At 57.1% G+C, this 19,238-nt stretch carries 14 protein-coding genes; 7 read left to right on the forward strand and 7 right to left on the reverse strand.

Annotation, left to right across the window (positions count from 1 at the left end):
- Window positions 1–10: 10 nt before the first annotated feature.
- Window positions 11–2,104: an elongation factor G gene (gene fusA, locus RRF56_RS04100; protein ID WP_317036355.1), complete on the reverse strand. Its 2,094-nt coding sequence runs from the start codon at window positions 2,102–2,104 to the stop codon at window positions 11–13.
- A 367-nt stretch (window positions 2,105–2,471) separates the two neighbouring features.
- Between fusA and RRF56_RS04105 the strand changes: the two genes are divergently transcribed.
- Together RRF56_RS04105 and RRF56_RS04110 are read left to right on the forward strand one after the other, a co-directional pair.
- Window positions 2,472–2,771: a hypothetical protein gene (locus RRF56_RS04105; protein WP_317036356.1), complete on the forward strand. Its 300-nt coding sequence runs from the start codon at window positions 2,472–2,474 to the stop codon at window positions 2,769–2,771.
- A 416-nt stretch (window positions 2,772–3,187) separates the two neighbouring features.
- Complete coding sequence (locus tag RRF56_RS04110) at window positions 3,188–3,409, forward strand: hypothetical protein (protein ID WP_317036357.1); 222 nt, start codon at window positions 3,188–3,190, stop codon at window positions 3,407–3,409.
- A gap of 33 nt (window positions 3,410–3,442) precedes the next feature.
- Here the strand turns inward: RRF56_RS04110 and RRF56_RS04115 are convergent, their stop codons facing one another.
- Window positions 3,443–4,675, reverse strand: a complete 1,233-nt coding sequence (locus RRF56_RS04115) for a glycoside hydrolase family 10 protein (RefSeq protein WP_317036358.1) — start codon at window positions 4,673–4,675, stop codon at window positions 3,443–3,445.
- A 396-nt stretch (window positions 4,676–5,071) separates the two neighbouring features.
- Between RRF56_RS04115 and RRF56_RS04120 the strand changes: the two genes are divergently transcribed.
- The 3 genes from RRF56_RS04120 (at window position 5,072) to RRF56_RS04130 (ending at window position 10,890) form a co-directional block, all read left to right on the forward strand.
- Entirely contained in the window at window positions 5,072–6,973 is a 1,902-nt protein-coding gene (locus RRF56_RS04120) for a transketolase C-terminal domain-containing protein (RefSeq protein WP_317036359.1), read from the forward strand.
- A 154-nt stretch (window positions 6,974–7,127) separates the two neighbouring features.
- Complete coding sequence (locus RRF56_RS04125; protein ID WP_317036360.1) at window positions 7,128–7,685, forward strand: sugar O-acetyltransferase; 558 nt, start codon at window positions 7,128–7,130, stop codon at window positions 7,683–7,685.
- A 685-nt stretch (window positions 7,686–8,370) separates the two neighbouring features.
- Window positions 8,371–10,890: a hypothetical protein gene (locus RRF56_RS04130; RefSeq protein ID WP_317036361.1), complete on the forward strand. Its 2,520-nt coding sequence runs from the start codon at window positions 8,371–8,373 to the stop codon at window positions 10,888–10,890.
- Between the two features lie 12 nt (window positions 10,891–10,902).
- Here RRF56_RS04130 and RRF56_RS04135 read toward each other — a convergent pair whose 3' ends face one another.
- The 4 genes from RRF56_RS04135 to RRF56_RS04150 form a co-directional block, all read right to left on the reverse strand.
- Window positions 10,903–11,277, reverse strand: a complete 375-nt coding sequence (locus RRF56_RS04135) for a hypothetical protein (protein WP_317036362.1) — start codon at window positions 11,275–11,277, stop codon at window positions 10,903–10,905.
- Between the two features lie 60 nt (window positions 11,278–11,337).
- The gene (locus tag RRF56_RS04140) at window positions 11,338–12,189 is read right to left on the reverse strand and encodes a TIGR02587 family membrane protein (protein ID WP_317036363.1); all 852 of its coding nucleotides are present in this window, start codon (window positions 12,187–12,189) and stop codon (window positions 11,338–11,340) included.
- Window positions 12,190–12,272: 83 nt separating this feature from the next.
- Window positions 12,273–13,208, reverse strand: a complete 936-nt coding sequence (rbsK, locus tag RRF56_RS04145) for a ribokinase (RefSeq protein WP_317036364.1) — start codon at window positions 13,206–13,208, stop codon at window positions 12,273–12,275.
- A 97-nt stretch (window positions 13,209–13,305) separates the two neighbouring features.
- Window positions 13,306–13,584, reverse strand: coding sequence for a hypothetical protein (locus RRF56_RS04150; protein ID WP_317036365.1), 279 nt, complete (start codon window positions 13,582–13,584; stop codon window positions 13,306–13,308).
- A gap of 242 nt (window positions 13,585–13,826) precedes the next feature.
- Here RRF56_RS04150 and RRF56_RS04155 point away from each other — a divergent pair, with 242 nt between their 5' ends.
- On the forward strand, window positions 13,827–15,242 hold the full coding sequence (locus RRF56_RS04155) for a NupC/NupG family nucleoside CNT transporter (RefSeq protein ID WP_317036366.1): 1,416 nt from the start codon (window positions 13,827–13,829) through the stop codon (window positions 15,240–15,242).
- Between the two features lie 178 nt (window positions 15,243–15,420).
- Here the strand turns inward: RRF56_RS04155 and RRF56_RS04160 are convergent, their stop codons facing one another.
- Window positions 15,421–17,421: a protein-arginine deiminase family protein gene (locus RRF56_RS04160; protein ID WP_410510533.1), complete on the reverse strand. Its 2,001-nt coding sequence runs from the start codon at window positions 17,419–17,421 to the stop codon at window positions 15,421–15,423.
- 253 nt (window positions 17,422–17,674) lie between these two features.
- Here RRF56_RS04160 and cofH point away from each other — a divergent pair, with 253 nt between their 5' ends.
- Window positions 17,675–18,931, forward strand: a complete 1,257-nt coding sequence (gene cofH, locus RRF56_RS04165) for a 7,8-didemethyl-8-hydroxy-5-deazariboflavin synthase subunit CofH (RefSeq protein ID WP_317036368.1) — start codon at window positions 17,675–17,677, stop codon at window positions 18,929–18,931.
- The last annotated feature ends 307 nt before the right edge of the window (window positions 18,932–19,238 follow it).

The following is a 19,238-nucleotide window of genomic DNA, read 5'->3' on the forward strand; positions in this document are numbered from 1 at the left end:
AATGGGCTGCTTACTTGGCAGCGGCAGCCTGGCGCTCCTTGGCTTCCTTGATCACTTCCTCAGCCACATTGCTGGGGCAGGGGGCGTAATGAGAGAACTCCATGGAGAACTGGCCCCGACCGGAGGTCATGGTGCGCAGGTCGCCAATGTAGCCAAACATTTCGCTCAGGGGCACATCGGCTTTGACGCGAACGCCGGTAGCGGCAGGATCTTGAGACTTGATCATGCCTCGGCGGCGGTTGAGGTCGCCAATCACATCGCCCATGTAGTCGTCGGGGGTAAACACGTCGACTTTCATGATCGGCTCTAGCAGCTGAGGGCCAGCCTTGGGCAGCGACTGACGGTAGGCAGCCTTGGCCGCAATTTCGAAGGCGATCGCCGACGAGTCTACGGCGTGGAAGCCACCGTCGGTGAGGGTGACCTTGAGGTCAACCACCGGGTAGCCCGCCAACGGCCCTCGGTCAATGCTGGTGGCAAAGCCTTTTTGCACCGCTGGCCAAAATTCGCGGGGCACGTTGCCGCCGGTCACCGCCGACTCGAACTGGAAGTTGGTGCCGACTTCACCCGGCTCGATCACGTAGTCGATCTTGGCGTACTGACCCGAACCACCCGACTGCTTCTTGTGGGTGTAGCTATCGACCAAGCGCTTGGTGATCGCCTCGCGGTAGGCTACCTGGGGCTTGCCTACTTCGACTTCGACGCCGTGGGTGCGCTTGAGGATGTCGACTTTAATGTCGAGGTGCAGTTCGCCCATCCCTTTCAGGATGACTTCGCCGCTCTCTTCGTCGGTTTCCACCTGGAAGGAGGGGTCTTCGGCCACCATCTTGCTGATCGCCATGCCCATTTTCTCGTTGTCACCCTTTTTCTTGGGATACACCGCAATGGAGATCACCGGGTCGGGGAAGACCATCGGTTCCAGGGTGGCGGGATCTTTGGGATCGCAGAGGGTGTGGCCGGTCTGCACGTTTTTCATGCCGATTAGGGCGACAATGTCGCCAGCCTGGGCTGACTCAACCTCTTCGCGATCGTTGGCGTGCATTTCGACCAGGCGGCTAATGCGCTCGGTCTTGCCGGTGAAGGTGTCGAGGATGGTGTCACCTTTTTTGAGCTGACCCGAGTAGATGCGGGTAAAGGTGAGCGCCCCAAAGCGATCGTCCATGATCTTAAAGGCCAGCGCCCGCAGGGGCTTGTCGGCATCGGCGTGGGCCAGCTTGCCAGTGGGGTTGCCCTCGAGGTCGATCTCGGGTTGAGCAGGCACTTCGAGGGGGTTGGGCAGGTAGTCAACCACCGCATCCAGCACCAGCTGTACTCCTTTGTTCTTAAAGGAGGAACCACAGTAGGTGGGGAAGAAGGCCAGATCACGGGTGCCCTTGCGAATGCAGGTCTTGATCTCATCGAGGGTGATCTCTTCACCTTCGAGGTACTTATTGAGAATGTCGTCGTCTTGCTCGACAGCCAGTTCGATCAGCGCCTCGCGGTACTCTTCGACCTGATCTTTCATGTCTTCGGGGACATCTGTGATCTCGTAGTTTTCAGGCTTGCCCGAGTCATCCCACACCCAGGCTTTGCGGGTGAGCAGATCGACAACGCCGATGAAGTCATTCTCAGTACCAATGGGCAGCACCATCACCAGAGGCTTGGCGGCCAGGACTTGGTCTACCTGTTTGACCACGCGGAAGAAGTCGGCCCCAATGCGATCGAGCTTGTTGACGTAGATGACACGAGACACCTTGGAGTCGTTGGCGTAGCGCCAGTTAGTCTCTGACTGAGGCTCTACCCCGCCCGAACCGCAGAACACACCAATGCCGCCGTCGAGCACCTTGAGGGAACGATAGACCTCAATGGTGAAGTCAACGTGGCCAGGGGTGTCGATGATGTTGAGCTGGTGATCTTTCCAAAAGCAGGTGGTGGCTGCCGACTGAATCGTGATCCCCCGTTCTTGCTCTTGCTCCATAAAGTCGGTGGTAGCGGCACCGTCGTGAACCTCACCGATCTTGTGGATGCGACCGGTGAGGGCGAGGATGCGCTCGGTGGTGGTGGTTTTGCCTGCGTCTACGTGGGCAAAAATACCAATATTGCGATAACGGGTGATGTCTTTAGCCATAACTGCTTCTCCGGATTCTGGGCGATGGGCCGCTGGTGACCATCTTCATGGGTTACTCAGACGGGGTCTGGGTTGTCGTTGGTAGCCTTGACAACAGAAAACTCTATCACGAGACCATGACGGGGAGTCTGAGCTGGAGCCGCGGCAACAACACCTAAGTATGAACTATTGTAAAACCCCCGGACGCATCCGTGACAGGGGGCAGCTTATTACTTAGGTTTATTGTTCCTAGCATAGCGGTCAGCGGGGCGGGAATGAGTGGTGAAAACCCATCATTCGCCGACAGTAGAAAACCGCTCGGAAAGATGACCCTTCTTTTTTTACAATGGTGGCCGATGCAGTGACGAGGTTAGGGGGGATTAAGACTATGGGCAGCGTTGCCGGTACAGATAGCCACACCGCCAGCGGCTACGTGGGAGCGGCGATTGTGGGCAGCAGCATTACGCTGTCATTTAAAGATTTCACCGCCGAGGGCGAGGCGCTGGAAGCGTTTTTGACTATCAATGGCAATATGACCAAGCGCCCCATGGCTCTAGGACTGCTGCCCGCCACCAGCGGGGCCTTCGACCTCTCGGTGCCAGAGGGGACGGATATTAGTCTGTTTAATACGGTGGTGATTTGCCCAGTGGGCTCTGAAGACCCGGTGGCAACGGCATCGGTGCCTTAGAGGATTTTGAGAAAAGAAGCTACCAGCTTTAACCCAGAGGCTGTCGCCACTGTAGGGTGGGCAGAGCCCACCATTGGGGAAACTATTTTCCAGAAGTCGTCCTAAGACCTCACTTGATCTTAATACCGAAGCCGACTTAGCTAGCCCCGGTTGGGCTGGACAAACACCGTTTGCCCCTACGCAATCCGCCTGTTTGGAATCGGGATTATGGGATTCTGATTTAGTAGTAGAGGCGTTGAGATGATCGTAGGAGCGTTGCGAAAAGAGGGTCGACTCCAGGTTGCAGACCCTTGAGAAGGCTAAACAATCGTGTCGGATACGATCGCAGGCGGCTGACTCTTTTGGCAAATTAACTGTAGGGGTGCGATCGCACTTTCCACCACCAGCAAACCACGCCCTGAGGGAGACCCAACGCTATGGATAAGCAAGACGACCAGGCCCGCGAACGCCTGACCCAGCAGCGCCAGCACGATGAGCATAGCCACGACGCGATGCGCACCCGTGCCGATGACGAACTTCACGAGGACTCTGAGTCGTCGGTAGAGGCTAAGGCCCGCCAAGCGATGGCGAACCAGGTTCGCCACGCACACCATGCTGCCGACAACCTGCGAGAGCGCAGTGAGGAAGAGTTGCACTAGCGCTTGGCGGTGGTCTTTGTCTCAAAGCCGTGCTTAAACCTGGCGACGTAGGCTAAACCGGGACGCAGGAACGCTAAACAAATCCCGGAAACGGGCCTGGCGCTCTTCCACAGGCTCGGGCGCATCGTACCAGAGGCTTTCGTAGTAGAAAAAGGCCACTCCTAACCCCTGGGCCGTCGATCGCATCACCTGAGCTTGAATCATCGACATCGGCATAGGCCGATTGCGTAACCCAGTCAAAATGCCAATGCCCACCGGAATTTGAGTTTGGGCCGTCTGGATTTCGGGCCGCAGCATTTGATCTGTAAAGCTGTTTATATCCCAGCGGTAGATCTGCACCAGCAGCTCATCCACCAGGCCACGGTTGATCCAGCCGACCCAATCTTGCAAAAACGAGTTGTAGGCCGTGTCATAGGGATTGGGCGACACCGAAAAGATCGCCTGGGGACGATGCTGTTTCACGGTCTGGTTGAGCTGAGCCACAAAGTCCGTAATCTTGTCCGCCCGCCAGCGCATCCAGGCCGGATCTCGAGGGTTACTCGGTACCGCCTGTCTGGTTTCTTGCCGGTATAGGGCCACGGTGTAAGGGTCATAACCAAAGTCGCTGGGCAGGGCCGTGTGGTCATCGAACTGAATGCCGTCAATGTCGTAGCGGACGGCAATTTCGGCCACCAGATTGGTGATGAATTGCTGCACTTCTGGCTTAAACGGGTTGAGCCACACCACTTCCCCAGCCGCACTGCCCGAGGTCTGGCTGCCGTTCTGGCGCTGGGTCAGCCAGTCGGGGTGAGCCATCACCAACTCGGACGACGGCGGGGCCATAAAGCCAAACTCAAACCAGGGGATGGCCAACAAGCCCTGACGGTGAGCTTGGTTAATCACGTCCGCCAGAATATCCTGCCCCGCAGCGCCTCGGTGAATGTAGGGTATCCCGGCTCGCTGGGCTACCACACTGGGGAAGAGAGCATAGCCCGAATTCCAGACCACGGGATAGACCGTATTGAAGTTGAGCTGAGACAACTCAGCCATGGCGCTCTGCACCCGAGCGGAATCCCGCAGGACATTGATATCGTTGGTGGTCAGCCACACCCCCCGAATTTTCTGGAAGCTCTGGGGAATCGGCGCAGTCTCCCACGGAGTATCTCCCCAAGGCACTGCCGGTGGCGAAAATGCGATCGCAGGCCCCCCCAGCATCACCACCGCCAGCAGCGCGGTCCAAAATAGCAGAATCCAGGGTTTGAGCTTGCGCTTGAGCTGAGACGGCATAGGGGAGAGTGGCGATTGGCTGTGGGCTATTCTATCGGCTTTGGCTTTGGACGCGATCGCCTTGATCCCGTCCTATTACTCAAGACATATCTCTATGCCGAAAACCCGGACGATTAATCAAACTCAAAAGTTGCACAATCGATAATAACAGGGGGCGCGATCGCTAGGCCTAGGGAGTTTTCGTTGTCCGCCTTGAATCGCTAAGTCTGCTGGCACGGGCCCCCTGGCCCACTACTTAACCATCTCTTACTGAATTAACTTCACAGCCTTGCCAGAGTATTGAATGATGGAGGTAGTGGATTTTTGCTATCCAAACTTGAGCAGTGGACTTGCTCTCTATAAAAAACCTTGCTTTGCTCCACGCTTCCCTGTCACCAGCCTATAGGACGAAACTCTATGACCAGCTTTCCCATTGACCTAGGCGCATACCAGCGAATTTCGTTAGATGCGTCTAATCCCACCCTCACCGACGAGCAGCGCAGCGCCCTGAAGGCCAACATTCAGCTGTGTCGGGATGCGATCGTGTTCTTCACTGCGACCGGTGCGGCGCGGGGTGTGGGCGGTCACACTGGCGGCCCCTACGACACCGTGCCCGAGGTGATGATTCTCGATGCCCTGTTTCGCGGCGCGGGCGACAAGTATGTGCCAATTTTCTTTGACGAAGCGGGTCACCGGGTGGCGACTCAGTACCTGATGTCGGTGCTCAACGGCGACATGCCCGCCGAGCAGCTGATGCAGTACCGCGCCGCCAACGAAAAGCTGCCCGGTCACCCCGAGCTAGGGCTGACCCCCGGCGTCAAGTTTAGCTCGGGTCGCCTGGGCCACATGTGGCCCTACGTCAACGGTGTGGCTCTGGCCAACCCCGGCAAAGTTGCTTTCTGCCTGGGTTCTGACGGTGCCCAGCAGGAGGGCGACGACGCTGAGGCGGCCCGCTTTGCGGTGGCCAACCACGTCAACGTCAAGATTTTGGTGGATGACAACGATGTCACCATTGCCGGTCACCCCTCCCAGTACATGGGCGGCTACAGCGTCAAGAAAACCCTGGAGGGCCACGGTCTGACGGTGCTGGAAGGCGACGGCGAAGATATCGACGGCCTCTACGCCAACATCTGCAAGGCGATCAACACCCCCGGCCCGGTGGCGGTGATCAACAAGCGGGCGATGGCGGTGGGCATTGAGGGCATTGAGGGCAGCACCCACGGCCACGATGTGATCTCGGTAAAAGCGGCGATCGCCTACCTGACCGCCAAGGGCCACACCGCAGCGGTCGAAATTCTTGAAGGCATCGAGACCCCCAAGAACACCTACGAGTTCATGGGCTCCAGCAAAAACGTGGGCGCGAACCGCAACGTGTTTGGCGACGCCATGGTCGAAGTGCTGGGTGAGATGGATGAAATGGCCCGTAAAGAGAGCGTGCTGGTAGTCGATAGCGACCTGGAGGGCTCCTGTGGTCTGGCCCAGATTCGCAAGGCCTACCCCGAGATCTTCATCAGCGGCGGCATTATGGAGCGGGGCAACCTGTCGGCGGCGGCGGGCTTCGGCATGGCCGAGGGCAAGCAGGGTGTATTCGCCACCTTCGCGGCCTTTTTAGAGATGTGCATCTCTGAAATCACCATGGCGCGGTTGAACTACTCCAACCTGCTGTGCCACTTCTCCCACTCGGGCATCGACGACATGGCCGACAACACCTGCCACTTCGGCCTCAACAACTTCTTTGCCGACAACGGCCTCGATGACGGCTACGACACCAAGCTCTACTTCCCCGCCGACCCCAACCAGATGAAGGCCTGCGTTAAGACGGTGTTCCACGACCCTGGTTTGCGCTTCATCTTCTCGACCCGCTCGAAGGTGCCGATGATTCTCGACACCGACGGCAACGAGTTCTTTGGCGGCGACTACACCTTTACCCCCGGTAAAGATGAGGTGATCCGCGAGGGCACCGCCGGCTATATCGTCACCTTTGGCGACTCCCTCTACCGCGCCCTCGATGCGGTAGAGCGGCTGAAGCAGGAAGGCATCGACGTGGGCCTGATTAACAAGTCCACCCTCAACGTGATCGATGAGGAGACTATGGCCAAGGTGGGCAAAGCGCCCTTTGTGCTGGTGACGGAAGCCTTCAACCGCAAGACCGGCCTGGGCAGCCGCTTTGGCTCTTGGCTGCTGGAGCGGGGCTACACGCCCAAGTTTGCCTTCATGGGCACCCACCACGAAGGCAGCGGCGGCCTATGGGAGCAGTTCATTCACCAGGGCATTGACCCCGATGGCATCATGGCCAAGGTGAAAGAACTGGTGGGCTAGATTCATGCATCCCCTCCTGGGAGGGGTGCCCGCAGGGCGGGGTGGGTTCCAGAGACTAGGTTGACCCACCCCTACCCCTCCCAGGAGGGGATTTGGTCAAGATCCCAGGGTTCTTAAAGAACCCTGGGATCTTTTGCTATAGGAGATTTCCTCAATGGCGAAGACAGAGCGGGAGAAGATGCTGGCCAATGAGCTGTACCGGGCGGCAGATGCGGAGTTGGTGGCGCTGCGGCGGCTGGCTCAGACTCAGCTGTGTCGATTTAACCACGCTCTGCCGGAGGAGGTAGAGGTGCGGGAGGGGGTGGTGCGATCGCTCTTTCACACCATTGGCCCCAATTTCGAGATTACGCCGCCCTTCTTCTGCGACTACGGTGGCCACATTCGTGCGGGCAAAAACCTCTACATCAACGCCCACTGCACTATTCTCGACTGCAACTGGGTCACCCTTGGCGACGACGTACTGATTGCGCCCAATGTACAGATCTATGCGGCCTACCACCCCACCGACCCGGCGGTGCGGCTGACGGGTCTAGAGTTGGCGGCCCCGATCACCATCGGCAACAATGTGTGGCTGGGCGGCGGTGCGATCGTCTGCCCTGGGGTGACCATTGGCGACAACACCACGATTGGCGCAGGCAGCGTGGTGACGAAAGCGATCCCTGCCAACGTGGTGGCGGCGGGTAACCCCTGTCGGATTGTTCGCCGCGTTTGAAACCTTCACAAGGATTGCCTTAGGGCGAGGGGAACACCAGGTTTCAAGTTAACTGAAACAGACAGCTGTTTGCATAATTTTTTTTACACTCTTTTCACTTTAGCAGCTCGGCTTCTATCCACAGGTTCTGTCGAACTTGCCACAGCTTTTTTAAAAACATTAGCTTTTTCTTCCCACCTCAGCTTTAGCGTTAATAAAGCCATATTTTTGTCAACCAAAGTTTGTCACTCTCTTCCGTTTGACAGTTTAGGGCACCAAGCTGGGTCATTACACTGCTAGTAACAGTTCCTGCCCATCTCGCTCAGTTTCTGTAATGAAAACTGTCAACTTTCCTATGTTTAAAAATACTCATTTTTCATCTACCCTACTGTTGGCAACGACCAGTATAAGTTTTCTAACTTTGGGTATAGCGTCTGTAGCTAACGCCATGCCTGAAATCCAGGTAGAAAGTGACGGCTCGGTCGAGGTCGATAATAATGCCTTTCAGTTGAGGACAGGGCCTAACCAAAATACCTCAAACATTCCAATGCCAAGGGGTCTAATTGAGCAGAGACAAGAGCGGGTTGCTCAACCGGTCAGGTCAGACCAACTAGCACCCAATTCAGTAGAAATTAGAGTTGATACCGATAACATAAACCAGCAGCTAGAGCCCGTAGTTCCAGGATTTGTTATAGTAGACGACTCTTTGCAGCTGTCGACCGAGTTTAATCTGCTTTATCTCCCTGGCCAGCACGACTATGGAGAGGGCATTCAACTGACGGTCTACGGCCCCGATGGCACCGTCAAGTCGACTGAGAGTGCCTTTGTTCGAGGCGATAGAGTTCAGACGGGCCCGGATGGACGAACCCTGCCCGAAGCGGCTCAACTTAATGTAGTTTATGGTTCGGAAGATACGGTTGAGCTCAGGGTTTTGAATTTAGTACGGGATGGTGATGAGCCTCAACAATCGGGTCTTTATTTCACTACCGATGGGAAGTTTGCTGTCGAAGACCAGTCTCCAGCTAACGGGAGTGATTTAGACTTTAACGACGGCCAATATTTTGAACTCTCTATGGGGCGAGGCGAAGCAGATCTTATCTCCGAGTCTCAATCGATTAGCAGCACGGTGAGCTACCGCACCGAAGTCATTGAGACACCCCTTTCCCCTCTGACTCGGCAGGAACAGGTGAGCGAAGTCAGCCGTTTGCAACTGGACCAAACGTTTACCGAAACAACTGAGGATCGGCTACCCGGACGAGTTGAACTAGTTAACTCAGAGGCTAACCTTTTGCCCCACGCGACTGGAGCCAGTACCGCCGATGGCACCCCGCTGATTTACGATCGCTATTATGCGGCAGCCCAAGTGCGGTTGGGCACCGATGGAGCCAGTCTAACGGGGCAACTATCTCCCTTAGCCGACAATCCTGCGGCTCCGCCAACGCTGATAACCGGAAGCCTAAATTTCAATCCTGGGGTAGTGGCAAACCAAGCTGGTCTTAGCGCCACGGTGGGGGTAACTCAGTTCTTTACCCCGACTCATCGCGATGCTGTTGATCGGTATGGCCGTCAGGTGGTTAACCCCGACCCCGATGGGCCGCGCCTCATACAGCCGACGGGGCTAATCAACAATACTCAGATCGTGGGGTTTGTACCACCCACTCCATTTCAGGCGGTTCCTGGTCAACGGCTTTCCTCATCGGCAGGTATTTATGAGTTGCCTGGCGATCAAGCTATTGTGATTGAACCTCCCGACCAAACCCTAGTAGGTCCAGGCAATGCTGCCTACACGCGCAATGTAGGGGGGCTGATTGTTGAACGAACCGATGGCACCGCCACGTTTTTGCCCCAGTGGAATGAGCAGGGATATGTAACCGAATCCACCAGGCTGGAGGCAGGCATGGCCCGTCAACTGATCTATGCCTTGGTGCCCCAGCAAGCGGGCCAAGACCTGCAATTGGGGCAAGAGTATGTCCTTTCAAACCCAGATGGGCAGAGGTATCGTACGACTGACGGCGGGTTTGAAGTGATTGCGGCCAACCAACATCCAGAAAATTTTCAGCAAGAACAGCCTAATGTTTATGCGGTCGAAGATACATTGCCGGGAGAAAACGCGGAAACAGCCCGCTTCAGCGGATTGCGAGGCCTTTACCGTCAGGTTCCGGATGGTCCATTAATCTCTACCTTCGATATCTCTCAGCCCGATCAGGTTGATGCTCGAGTGGGTAATCAGATCTCTACCCCAGACAGGCTGCTGCCCGGCAGCGGGGGGCAGGCAGGCTATTCAAAGACGACCTTTGCGGGGGGGCTATACGTGAGAGGTGAGCTGGCTCTGGGGTTGGGAAACCAAGAAGATGTTGCCACCACTACGGCATCGACCTATCGGCGTCAGCTCGACATGACCTACAGGCAAACAACAACCAATGTTTTAGCGATTCCCCAAACGCAGGTAAACACCCACACCACTGAACTTACCTCTCGGCAGATAGAAACAACTCGCCAAACCGGAGACGCAGAGTTTGATATCGATGCCGACGGCATACTGAGCAACATTAACTCTCGCCTCAATGAGGCTGAAACATCAACCCTGGTTGAGACCATTGAAGGCCCAACCATGGCTGATACGACGCTCCGTTCTGGGCCAGAGTACCTGGTCGCATCGACCACTGAGATCTCCTCGGAGGAGGTCTTAGTTGACAGCACCAGTCTGATCGATCGCCAGAGCGTCACCGAGAGAGAGACCTACCCGAATCTAACTCCCCTGCGCGGTGAGCTAGCGATCGGTGGAGTGCTCAATATAGGCAATACGCCATGGACGCCAGCGGCTAACGTTCTACGGGCTGAACTCTTTACCCAGGGAACTGTAATCGGGCAGGGGCAGGGCGGGGCTGCCACTGGCTGGCGCGTTGAAGCCTTGTTCAACCCCTTTGGGGAACAGCAGCGCCCTGCTTACTACTACAACTTAGCTAATCGCCTAACCCCCATTTATCAAACCGTGCCATTGCTGGATGAAAGCGGTGATCAAGTGATGACGCAGCTGGCTAATGCCGACGGTCAACCGCTACCAGTAGGGACCTATCAATTTGTCTACGATGAGGCTGGCGATCGCATCCTTGAAACCGTAGGGACAGGGCGGCCGGTTGGCCCTGGCATCTACCTAAGGGTTGAAGATGAATTTAATCGGGATGGTGGGCTATCGGTCTTTGGCGGCATTAAGTTCGACCTGTAGGCTCTAGGCTAGCTAAGGTTCTTGATAGCTGACCACGCGCACGGTGGCTCCTGAAGGCTCTTGGCTAAAAATCAGCACACCTGCGGCATCGGAGCGGGCGGGCACAAAGTCGAAGGTGGTGGTGGCGATCTCATCGTCGGGAGCCGTATCAAGGCTGCCTTCGACGGTGACCTCAGCGGCGGTGGCGTCGCCTTCATTTTTGATGGTGACGGGCAAATAGTAGTGACCGTTGGCGGTGCGCACTGGGCCACGCTCTACGGTAAATTCAGCGGGTTTGAGGGATGGGTTGAGCCATACCGACACCACCGTGGCCACCACCCCCGCCAGCAGCGCTAGGGAAATGCCCAGGGAAAACCATTCGGCGCGATTGCGGATCGGTTCAGACATAGGGGGTGACGGGGGCAATGAAGAGGGGTGTAACGAGATGCGGTAAAGAGCGTAACGGGGTTATACGGCCAAACGGCCCGCCGCACCACCGATGGTGGAGGGCAAGCCCAAGACGATGACATAGCTCACCCACTGGTTGACGGGGTCACCCACCCGAATCACCTGAAACAACCACAGCATCAGCATTGAGATTGCCAGGGAGATCAGGTAGGCAGCCAGGGTTTCGCTGATCGGGCTTTGGAAAAAACCAGGCTGCGATCGCCGCTGCCGCTGAGCACCAAAATTGGCCTGAAACACAATGATGTACGACAGCAGCAGCGAGCTGGCCATAATCAACAGCAGTCGGGTGGGCGAGAGCGAACTGGCAATCATCGGAATCTCATCGGTGGGGGCAATGGAAGACCCCACGACGATGGCCCCCAGCAGGGCCGCCCCGGCATCGGATAGGGTGCTGCGCCAGGGGTCGGGCCGTTTAGGTGAGTCGTCATCGTTGCCGTCAGCTCTCAGCAACAGGTTATTGGCAATGCCCACGCCAATGGCAAAGGGCAGCGATAGGGTAATCACTCGACCCAATACCGCGTCTACCCCGGTTTCAAGCCGCAGGATGCCAAGCAGCGCCAAACTCAGGGCGGCGGTAAACAGCGCGATCGCCAGCCCCTCGACACTCTCGGCCAAAATTTGCAGTCGGCTGCGGGGTTGTTCAGCACGAAACCCGCCTTTAATATTCAGCAGCACCAGAGCTAGATAGGCAATGCCCAATATCAGCATCATGCGCGGCGGCGCGGTAAAGTTGCCCTTCCACCACACCTCCATGGTGTAGAGAAAGGGGGCACCAAACAAAAACGCCCCCGCAATGCCGCGCATCAGGTCGTTAAATTCGGTCTGCCAATCTTGGGCGTGGGGTCGGGCCATGAATTGTGGCGCAGTACTTAGGTTGAAAGCATTGGGGCAAGATTCAGCATAGCCCAAGGCCGAATCCCTCTGCTAGACATGCTTTAGGTAGTTTGCAGGGCAGCAACCTGCGATCGCATCGGCATCGACGCCTGCGCCCCCGGCACCCTCACCGAGGCAGCGGCGACGGCGGTGGCAAACTCGACGGCGTCCTCCAGGGCCATGCCTTCAGACAGAGCCACAGCCAGGCCGCCGTTAAAGGCATCCCCCGCCGCCACCGTATCCACTGCGTTGACCGCCAGGGCGGGCTGGTGCCAGGTGCGGTCTGCCGTGGCAACTACTGCCCCCTGGTCGCCCAGCTTCACGATTACCAGATCAATGCCTCGCTGCACTAGCTGACGAGCCGCTTCAGTGGCCGAGGGCAGGTCGGTTACCTGTAGCCCCGTGAGTTGACTGGCCTCGGTCTGGTTGGGGGTGAGAATATCTACGGTTTCAAAGAACTCGGGCGGCACATCGTCGCGGGCCGGAGCGGGGTCCACAATTACCGTTGCCCCCTGGGCCTGGGCCGCTTGGGCAGCAGCGATCACCGCTGGCAGGGGCACTTCAAACTGAAGCAGAAGCATATCCCCTGGCTGTAGTTGGGCCACGAGGCGATCGCAATCCTCGCCATCTACCTGGCCGTTGGCACCGGGCACGACCACGATGGTGTTGTGGCCGGCGTCATCTACGGCGATCGCCGCTACCCCCGTCGGCCCCGCCGCCGCCGTCGCTACCCCACGGGTCTCGACCCCTGCCGCCTGCAACCCTTCGATGAGCTGACGGCCAAAGGCATCGTCTCCCACCCGACCCACCATCGTCGTGGCGGCCCCCAACCGCGCCGCCGCCACTGCCTGGTTGGCCCCTTTACCGCCGGGTAGAGTAGCAAAGTCGCTGCCCAGAATGGTCTCCCCCAACTGGGGCAGGCGCGGCGTGCGGCAGACCAGATCCATATTCAGGCTACCGAAGACGTGGATGGTTTTGGGTGATGGGTTGAGGGACATTGGTAAAGGCGTTTGGAACGTTTGGAACGTTTGAACGTTCGAACGTTTACAGGTTTAAGCGGGTTTAGATAGAGCGTTTAAAGAGGGTCAACGGATTCTAAAACAGATCCTCCCCATCACCCCCATCGTCATCGGGGCGACCGTAGGGCGACGGGGGGCGATCGCTGCTCCAGGCCCACCAGGGCATTTCACACTCGCCACAGTGATAAAACTCTTGCCATTTGCGGCGATGGTCAAGACCATAAACGGGCGATCGCCGATTGATCCAGACCGCTTTGGCCTGGCGACTCTCGGCCCCACACTGGGGGCAACAAAATTGGGTAGCGTGGCTAGCAGACTCGGCCCAGTCGGGCGGAATAGGAGAAAAAGCTTCCATAGCGCAGGGCGGGGGGTCACATCTATTATGGGGCAGGCTGGAGGGAAGGTTTTGGGTTTCAGGTTTCGGCATCCCCTCCTGGGAGGGGCAGGGGTAGGTTATCCGGGTTTCGGGTCGCGACCTGACACCTGATACCCCTTCCCTCAATTAAGTTCTAGAACGAGGCGCTTCGTCGGAGGTGTTCTTCGGCATAATCGGTGGCAGGCTCGTGATTTTTGGGCCATAAGGAGCATGGGCACACGATGGCACTGCGTTTAATTTCGCTGCTGGGAATATTTGGGTTTTGCTTTATCGCCTGGCTAGGCTCTGAGGATCGGCGGCGGGTGCCCTGGCGGTTGATAGTGTGGGGCATTGGCATTCAGCTGGTAGTGGGGCTGCTGATTTTCTTGCTGCCCGTAACGCGGGAGGCGGTGGTGTGGCTGAGTTCTATTCTCAATGCCTTAATTGATGCCTCTGATGCCGGGGCGCGGTTTTTGTTTGGCCCGATTTTTGTGCCCGACTTTAACCAGCCGGTTGGCCCCGCCGGGGCAGGGCGATGGATTGCGCGGGCGCTGACGCCTGCTTTTACTGCCGTACCGGGCGATCGCCTGGGGGCCGACAATCTCAATTTGGGCTATATCTTTGCCTTTCGTTCGCTGCCCCAGGTGGTGTTCTTTGCGGCGATCTTCTCGCTGCTCTACGGTCTGGGCGTTGTACAGCCGATTGTGCGGGTGTTTGCCCGGTTTTTTCGCTGGGCGATGCGCCTCAGCGGGGCCGAGGCCTTGGCGGGAGCAGCAAATATTTTTGTTGGCATTGAGTCTGCGATCGCCATCAAACCCTTCCTCGAGCGCATGACCCGCAGCGAGCTGTGCGCCATTTTGGCCTCCATGTTTGGCTCGATTGCCTCCACGGTGCTGGGCCTCTACGCCGGGTACCTGCGGCCCATTTTCCCATCCATTGCCGGGCACCTAATGTCGGCCTCGGTGCTGACAATTCCGGCAGCCTTTGTGCTGGCCAAAATTTTGGTGCCCGAGCAGGCGGTGCCCGACACCCTGGGCAAAGTGCCTGAGCTAGAGCTGGTGGAAGAAGAACGCCGCAGCCCCATGGATAGCCTGATCTTAGGTGCCCTCGACGGGGTGAAAATGGCGGTGGGTATTGTCGCGGCGCTGATTGCCATTCTGGGCCTGATTGCCCTACTCGATCTGGTGTTTGCCAATCTGGCCAACCTGGCCACCAACGACTTTGCCCTCTGGCGGGCGATCGGCCAGGTGTTTAGCGTGATCACGCTGCAAAACATCATGGGGGCGCTGTTTTTGCCCCTCACCTTTCTCACCGGGGTGTCGCTCGATTGGCCCGAGCTGTGGCTGTCGTCGCAGCTAATTGGGCGGCGACTGCTCGAAACCGCGATTCCGCCCTACATTGGTCTGGCCAACGCGGCGGCGGCTGGAACATTGAGCGATCGCGCCCTGGTGATCGTCAGCTACGTGCTCTGTGGCTTCGCTCACCTGCCCTCGGTGGGCATTTTTGTCGGCGGGCTGGCGGGCATTGTGCCCTCGCGGCGCAAAGACATCAGTGAGCTGGCTTGGAAGGCACTGTGGGCGGGCACTCTGGCGACGCTGATGACCGGCTGTGTGGCGGGTCTATTTTTCTACGACGGGGCGGCGGTGCTGGGTCGGTAGCCCCTTGCACCGAGTGCATCCCACTTTTATAGCTGTAGCCAGTCTGGTTAAGACATTTTCCCTAAAAACGTTTGAACGCTCGAACATTTCTAAGGTATCTGGATGTCCTAACCCAAGTGGTAGGGTAGGCAGTGCCCACCATTGAAGAAACTATTTTCCAGAAATCGCCTTAGCGTTTTTATGAGCAATGCTTAAGAAACGTTGGTTCACTCTCCCACCATTTTTGCTGGTATGGTTGCCGACTTGTATTGGTGCCGCAGTGGATTTCTCCGCCTTCGCGAAAATACGTGTCCCAGTCGTCGATAAAGTGACAGACTAAACCCAGCGGGTTTAAGACTTCTCTCACGTAGGCTTCAAAGTAGCATTGCTCATTCACCCTGGGACCAAAGGGTTTAGGAATAGCCAAGTGCTGATTGAGAACCAGCATATTGACCATATTGGGAAAGAACGAGATGGCGCGATCGCCTTCGTTTTCGAACAGTGCTGGCAACTCGATGATATCTGCTTCGTCTAAACCCAGCTCTTGCTTTAAAACCTCCCGATTCCAGTTAATGTAGGATTGAAACCGCTGATTGTGAGCGGCTAGGTCCTTATCAGCTAGAACCTCTGCCACGCTAATGGCAGCCGGCTTTTGATCAAGTTGCTTACCCTGCCGCAGCAGTGCCTGGTCATGCCCTTGATGGTGCAATGCGTTAAGTAGGTCATAGCATTTATCAGGGCTGGCCAAAAGTAGTTTAAACCCTTTAGAATTGGGCGCAGCGACGAAGTTCATAAACTCGTCGATATGCCCCACGCTTAACCAGTCAGAGAAAAGCTCAAAGGGAGCCTGGATTTTTTGGGCATAGAAAAAATCTCGTAAAACTTTCAGCTTGCGGCGCGGTTTTTCCATAATTTCTGGACGCGTACCCCCAAACATGAGGCGGCCAAAGGGGTAGGTGACGCCATTGGCAGTCACGGGTGGAGAAACCTCTAAATTGCCAAAGGAGCCTAGTTTTGTTGCCTCATGGCGGCTCTTGCGAATCACATAGCCAAACCGGCTGCTGATCACCTGGCGCTTAGCTAGGTGGTCTAGGCCGCGATCGCGGGGCGAATCAAAGATGACGTGAACGGATTGGCCTGGCGCTTGGGTATAGCCAATTTCAATTTCATCTCGCATCCACGGATCATCGTCGTGGAACTCAAAGGGTACCGGATCTAGCTGAGCACCCGCCTGACTGACCACTTTTCTCAGGTCTTCGATGAAGTCTTCGTTGTCGCCCTTAGAGAGACGAGAGACAAAAACCATAGTCGGCGATAGGGTGTTTGGCGTCATCATCCAGGGCGCGACGCGAAAAACTACGCGATCGCTGTAAAGAATCTCTCCATCTTTGAGCAGACTCAGCGTGATCTCAATCAGGCCATCGAAATCAATATCGGGAAAACTAATCCCCTTCACAAAAAAGAGAATATCTTGATCGGTGCGCTCCAGTTTTGCCTGGGCTTGTTTAGGGCCAATCAGCTCATCGCCAATTTGATTGAGTTCGTCGTAGATGCAGAGGCGTTGGGCCTGATCTTGACTCACCGACAGATACATTTCACAGCCCGGTGGTAGGTCGCTCGGCCCAGCTCGGCGCGCAATCATAAAGCTCGCATCTTTGAGATTTAGCAGGGCTGTTCCCTGATCTCTATCGGTGTACTCACTGTCAGAGTGAACGTGGTCGCGATCGGTATGGACCAGCAGAATGGCTCCCTGACCGTTAGTTCCCCACTGCCAATCTCCCTTGGCGGGGTTATTTTCGTCCACAACGCCGTCGCGGTCGGCATCCACATCTAAACAAATTCGCAGGCAAGTAAACTTGAGGCAAACTCGACTCAGTTGAGCACCCCCCTCAGCCTGAAATGTGATCTCTAGGCAGCGGTCTTGGGGGCGATCGCTAAAGGTTCTCGCTAAGAGGGCAATTTTGGAAACTTGTTGAAGGGAAACCAGCGCGGGTGGATCAAGTAGCTGGTTTGACTCAGCGTAAATTTCAATTTCTCCCTGGGTTTTAAGGCTGGCGGTTATGGCTTCAGCCGGAGCCAGATCGGCCAAGACAATTTGCAGCGGCTGACCCACTACTAAGACATCCGCATGACTTCTGGTCTTTGCCTGAGATCGCAAGGAAGGTTCGCTAAACGCTTCAGGCAGAGACAGATTTCTCATTATTGATTGTTGATTTATATAACCCATACGCTTTTAGCTTCTCATAGGGGCTTTGGCGTTATATCCTCCCTAATGGAGAGACCTTTGCCCTTTTGGGACAAGTTGGTAAGCCCAAGCAGAATGGGGTAGGGGCGGGCTAGCATTCGCCCAAACGGACTAGGGGCTTGGGCCGGTCTGGGTACAGCGAGTAGGCCAATCAGCCCGATACCCGCCAAAATAGAAAGGCGATGTCGTCGATAGCTGGCTTATTTCTATGGAACTTGAACGCATTCTGGCAGAGGCTTTGGCGGGAGGCGACCTCGCCCCGGCTGAGGGGGTGACCCTGTTGCACCAGCGCGAGCCAGCCGCCCTAGAGGCCATTCGCCGCACCGCAGACACCCTGCGCCAGCGCCAGGTAGGCGATACCGTCACCTACGTGGTTAACCGCAACATCAACTACACCAACATTTGCGAGCAGCACTGTAGCTTCTGCGCCTTTCGCCGCGATCGCAACGACGAAGGGGCCTACTGGCTCGACTTTGCCCCCATTCTCGAAAAGGCCACCGAGGCTGTAGCGCTGGGGGCCACCGAAATCTGTATGCAGGGGGGACTCAACCCCTACGCCAAAATCGACGGCACCTCGCTGAATTATTACCTCAAGCTGGTCGACACCATCAAAGGGGCATTCCCGGCGCTGCACCTGCATGCCTTCTCGCCCCAGGAGGTTGAGTTTATCGCCCGCCAGGACGGTCTCAGCTACCGCAATGTGCTGCTGGCTCTGCGAGACGCGGGGGTAGGGTCGCTGCCGGGCACCGCCGCCGAGGTGCTAGACGACGCCGTGCGTCGGGTGCTCTGCCCCGAGAAAATCAATACCGCCACCTGGCTTGAGATTGTCGGTTTGGCCCACTCGGTGGGCCTGCCCACCACCAGCACGATGCTCTCGGGCCACATCGAAACCCCGGCCCAGCAGATCGCCCACCTAGAGCATCTACGCCAGCTCCAGTGCCGTGCTTTAGAGGCTGGTTACAGTGCGGCGATTACCGAATTTATTGTGCTGCCCTTTGTGGGGCAAGAGGCCCCTAAACCACTGCGCCGTCGGGTGGGCCGCGACCAGCCGGTGCTGGCCGATGCGCTGTTGCTGATGGCGGTGGCCCGCATCTACCTGGGCAACTGGATTGTCAACCACCAGCCCAGTTGGGTAAAGCTGGGGCTGGCTGGGGCCACCGAGGCGCTTACCTGGGGCTGCAATGACATCGGCGGCACCCTGATGGAAGAGCACATCACCACTATGGCCGGTGCCCAGGGAGGAACCGGGATGACCGTGGATGAGTTGCGGGGGGCGATCGCATCGCTCAATCGCCCGGCCCAGCCCCGCGACACCCTCTATGGCCGGGTCAATTACAGAGGAGATGCGTCCTCGGTGGGCAGCCGCTCAGGCTCAGCAGGAACCCTAGGCCCGGCGGGCAAATCAGGCTCGGCGGGAAACACCGACCCAGCTCGGCAGTCGCGCAGCCAGAGCCTCACCGCCTGACCAATAATGCCGTCGCTACTCTCTTGGGGTGGGGTGGGGGGCCGCCCTAAGGGGCGATCGCTGCCGGTGTAGCTACCCAGGCTAGAGTACAGCAGCGCCAGCCGCCAGCCCTCAGGGGTCTGGGCCAAAAATAACCAGTGGTAGTGTTGCAGCGAAACCGAACGATTTTGCCGATACTGCCGCTCTAGGGTGGTAAAAAACACCTGCTGTAGGGTGGAGTCAGGTTGGGTGCTACCGTCGGGCACGAGCGCCTCTAGGTCGAGGGGCGTGAGGTCGGGGAGACTAGCCACCAGCATCAGGGTGGTGG

The organism is Nodosilinea sp. E11 (genome assembly GCF_032813545.1).
Taxonomy (GTDB): Bacteria; Cyanobacteriota; Cyanobacteriia; order Phormidesmidales; family Phormidesmidaceae; genus Nodosilinea.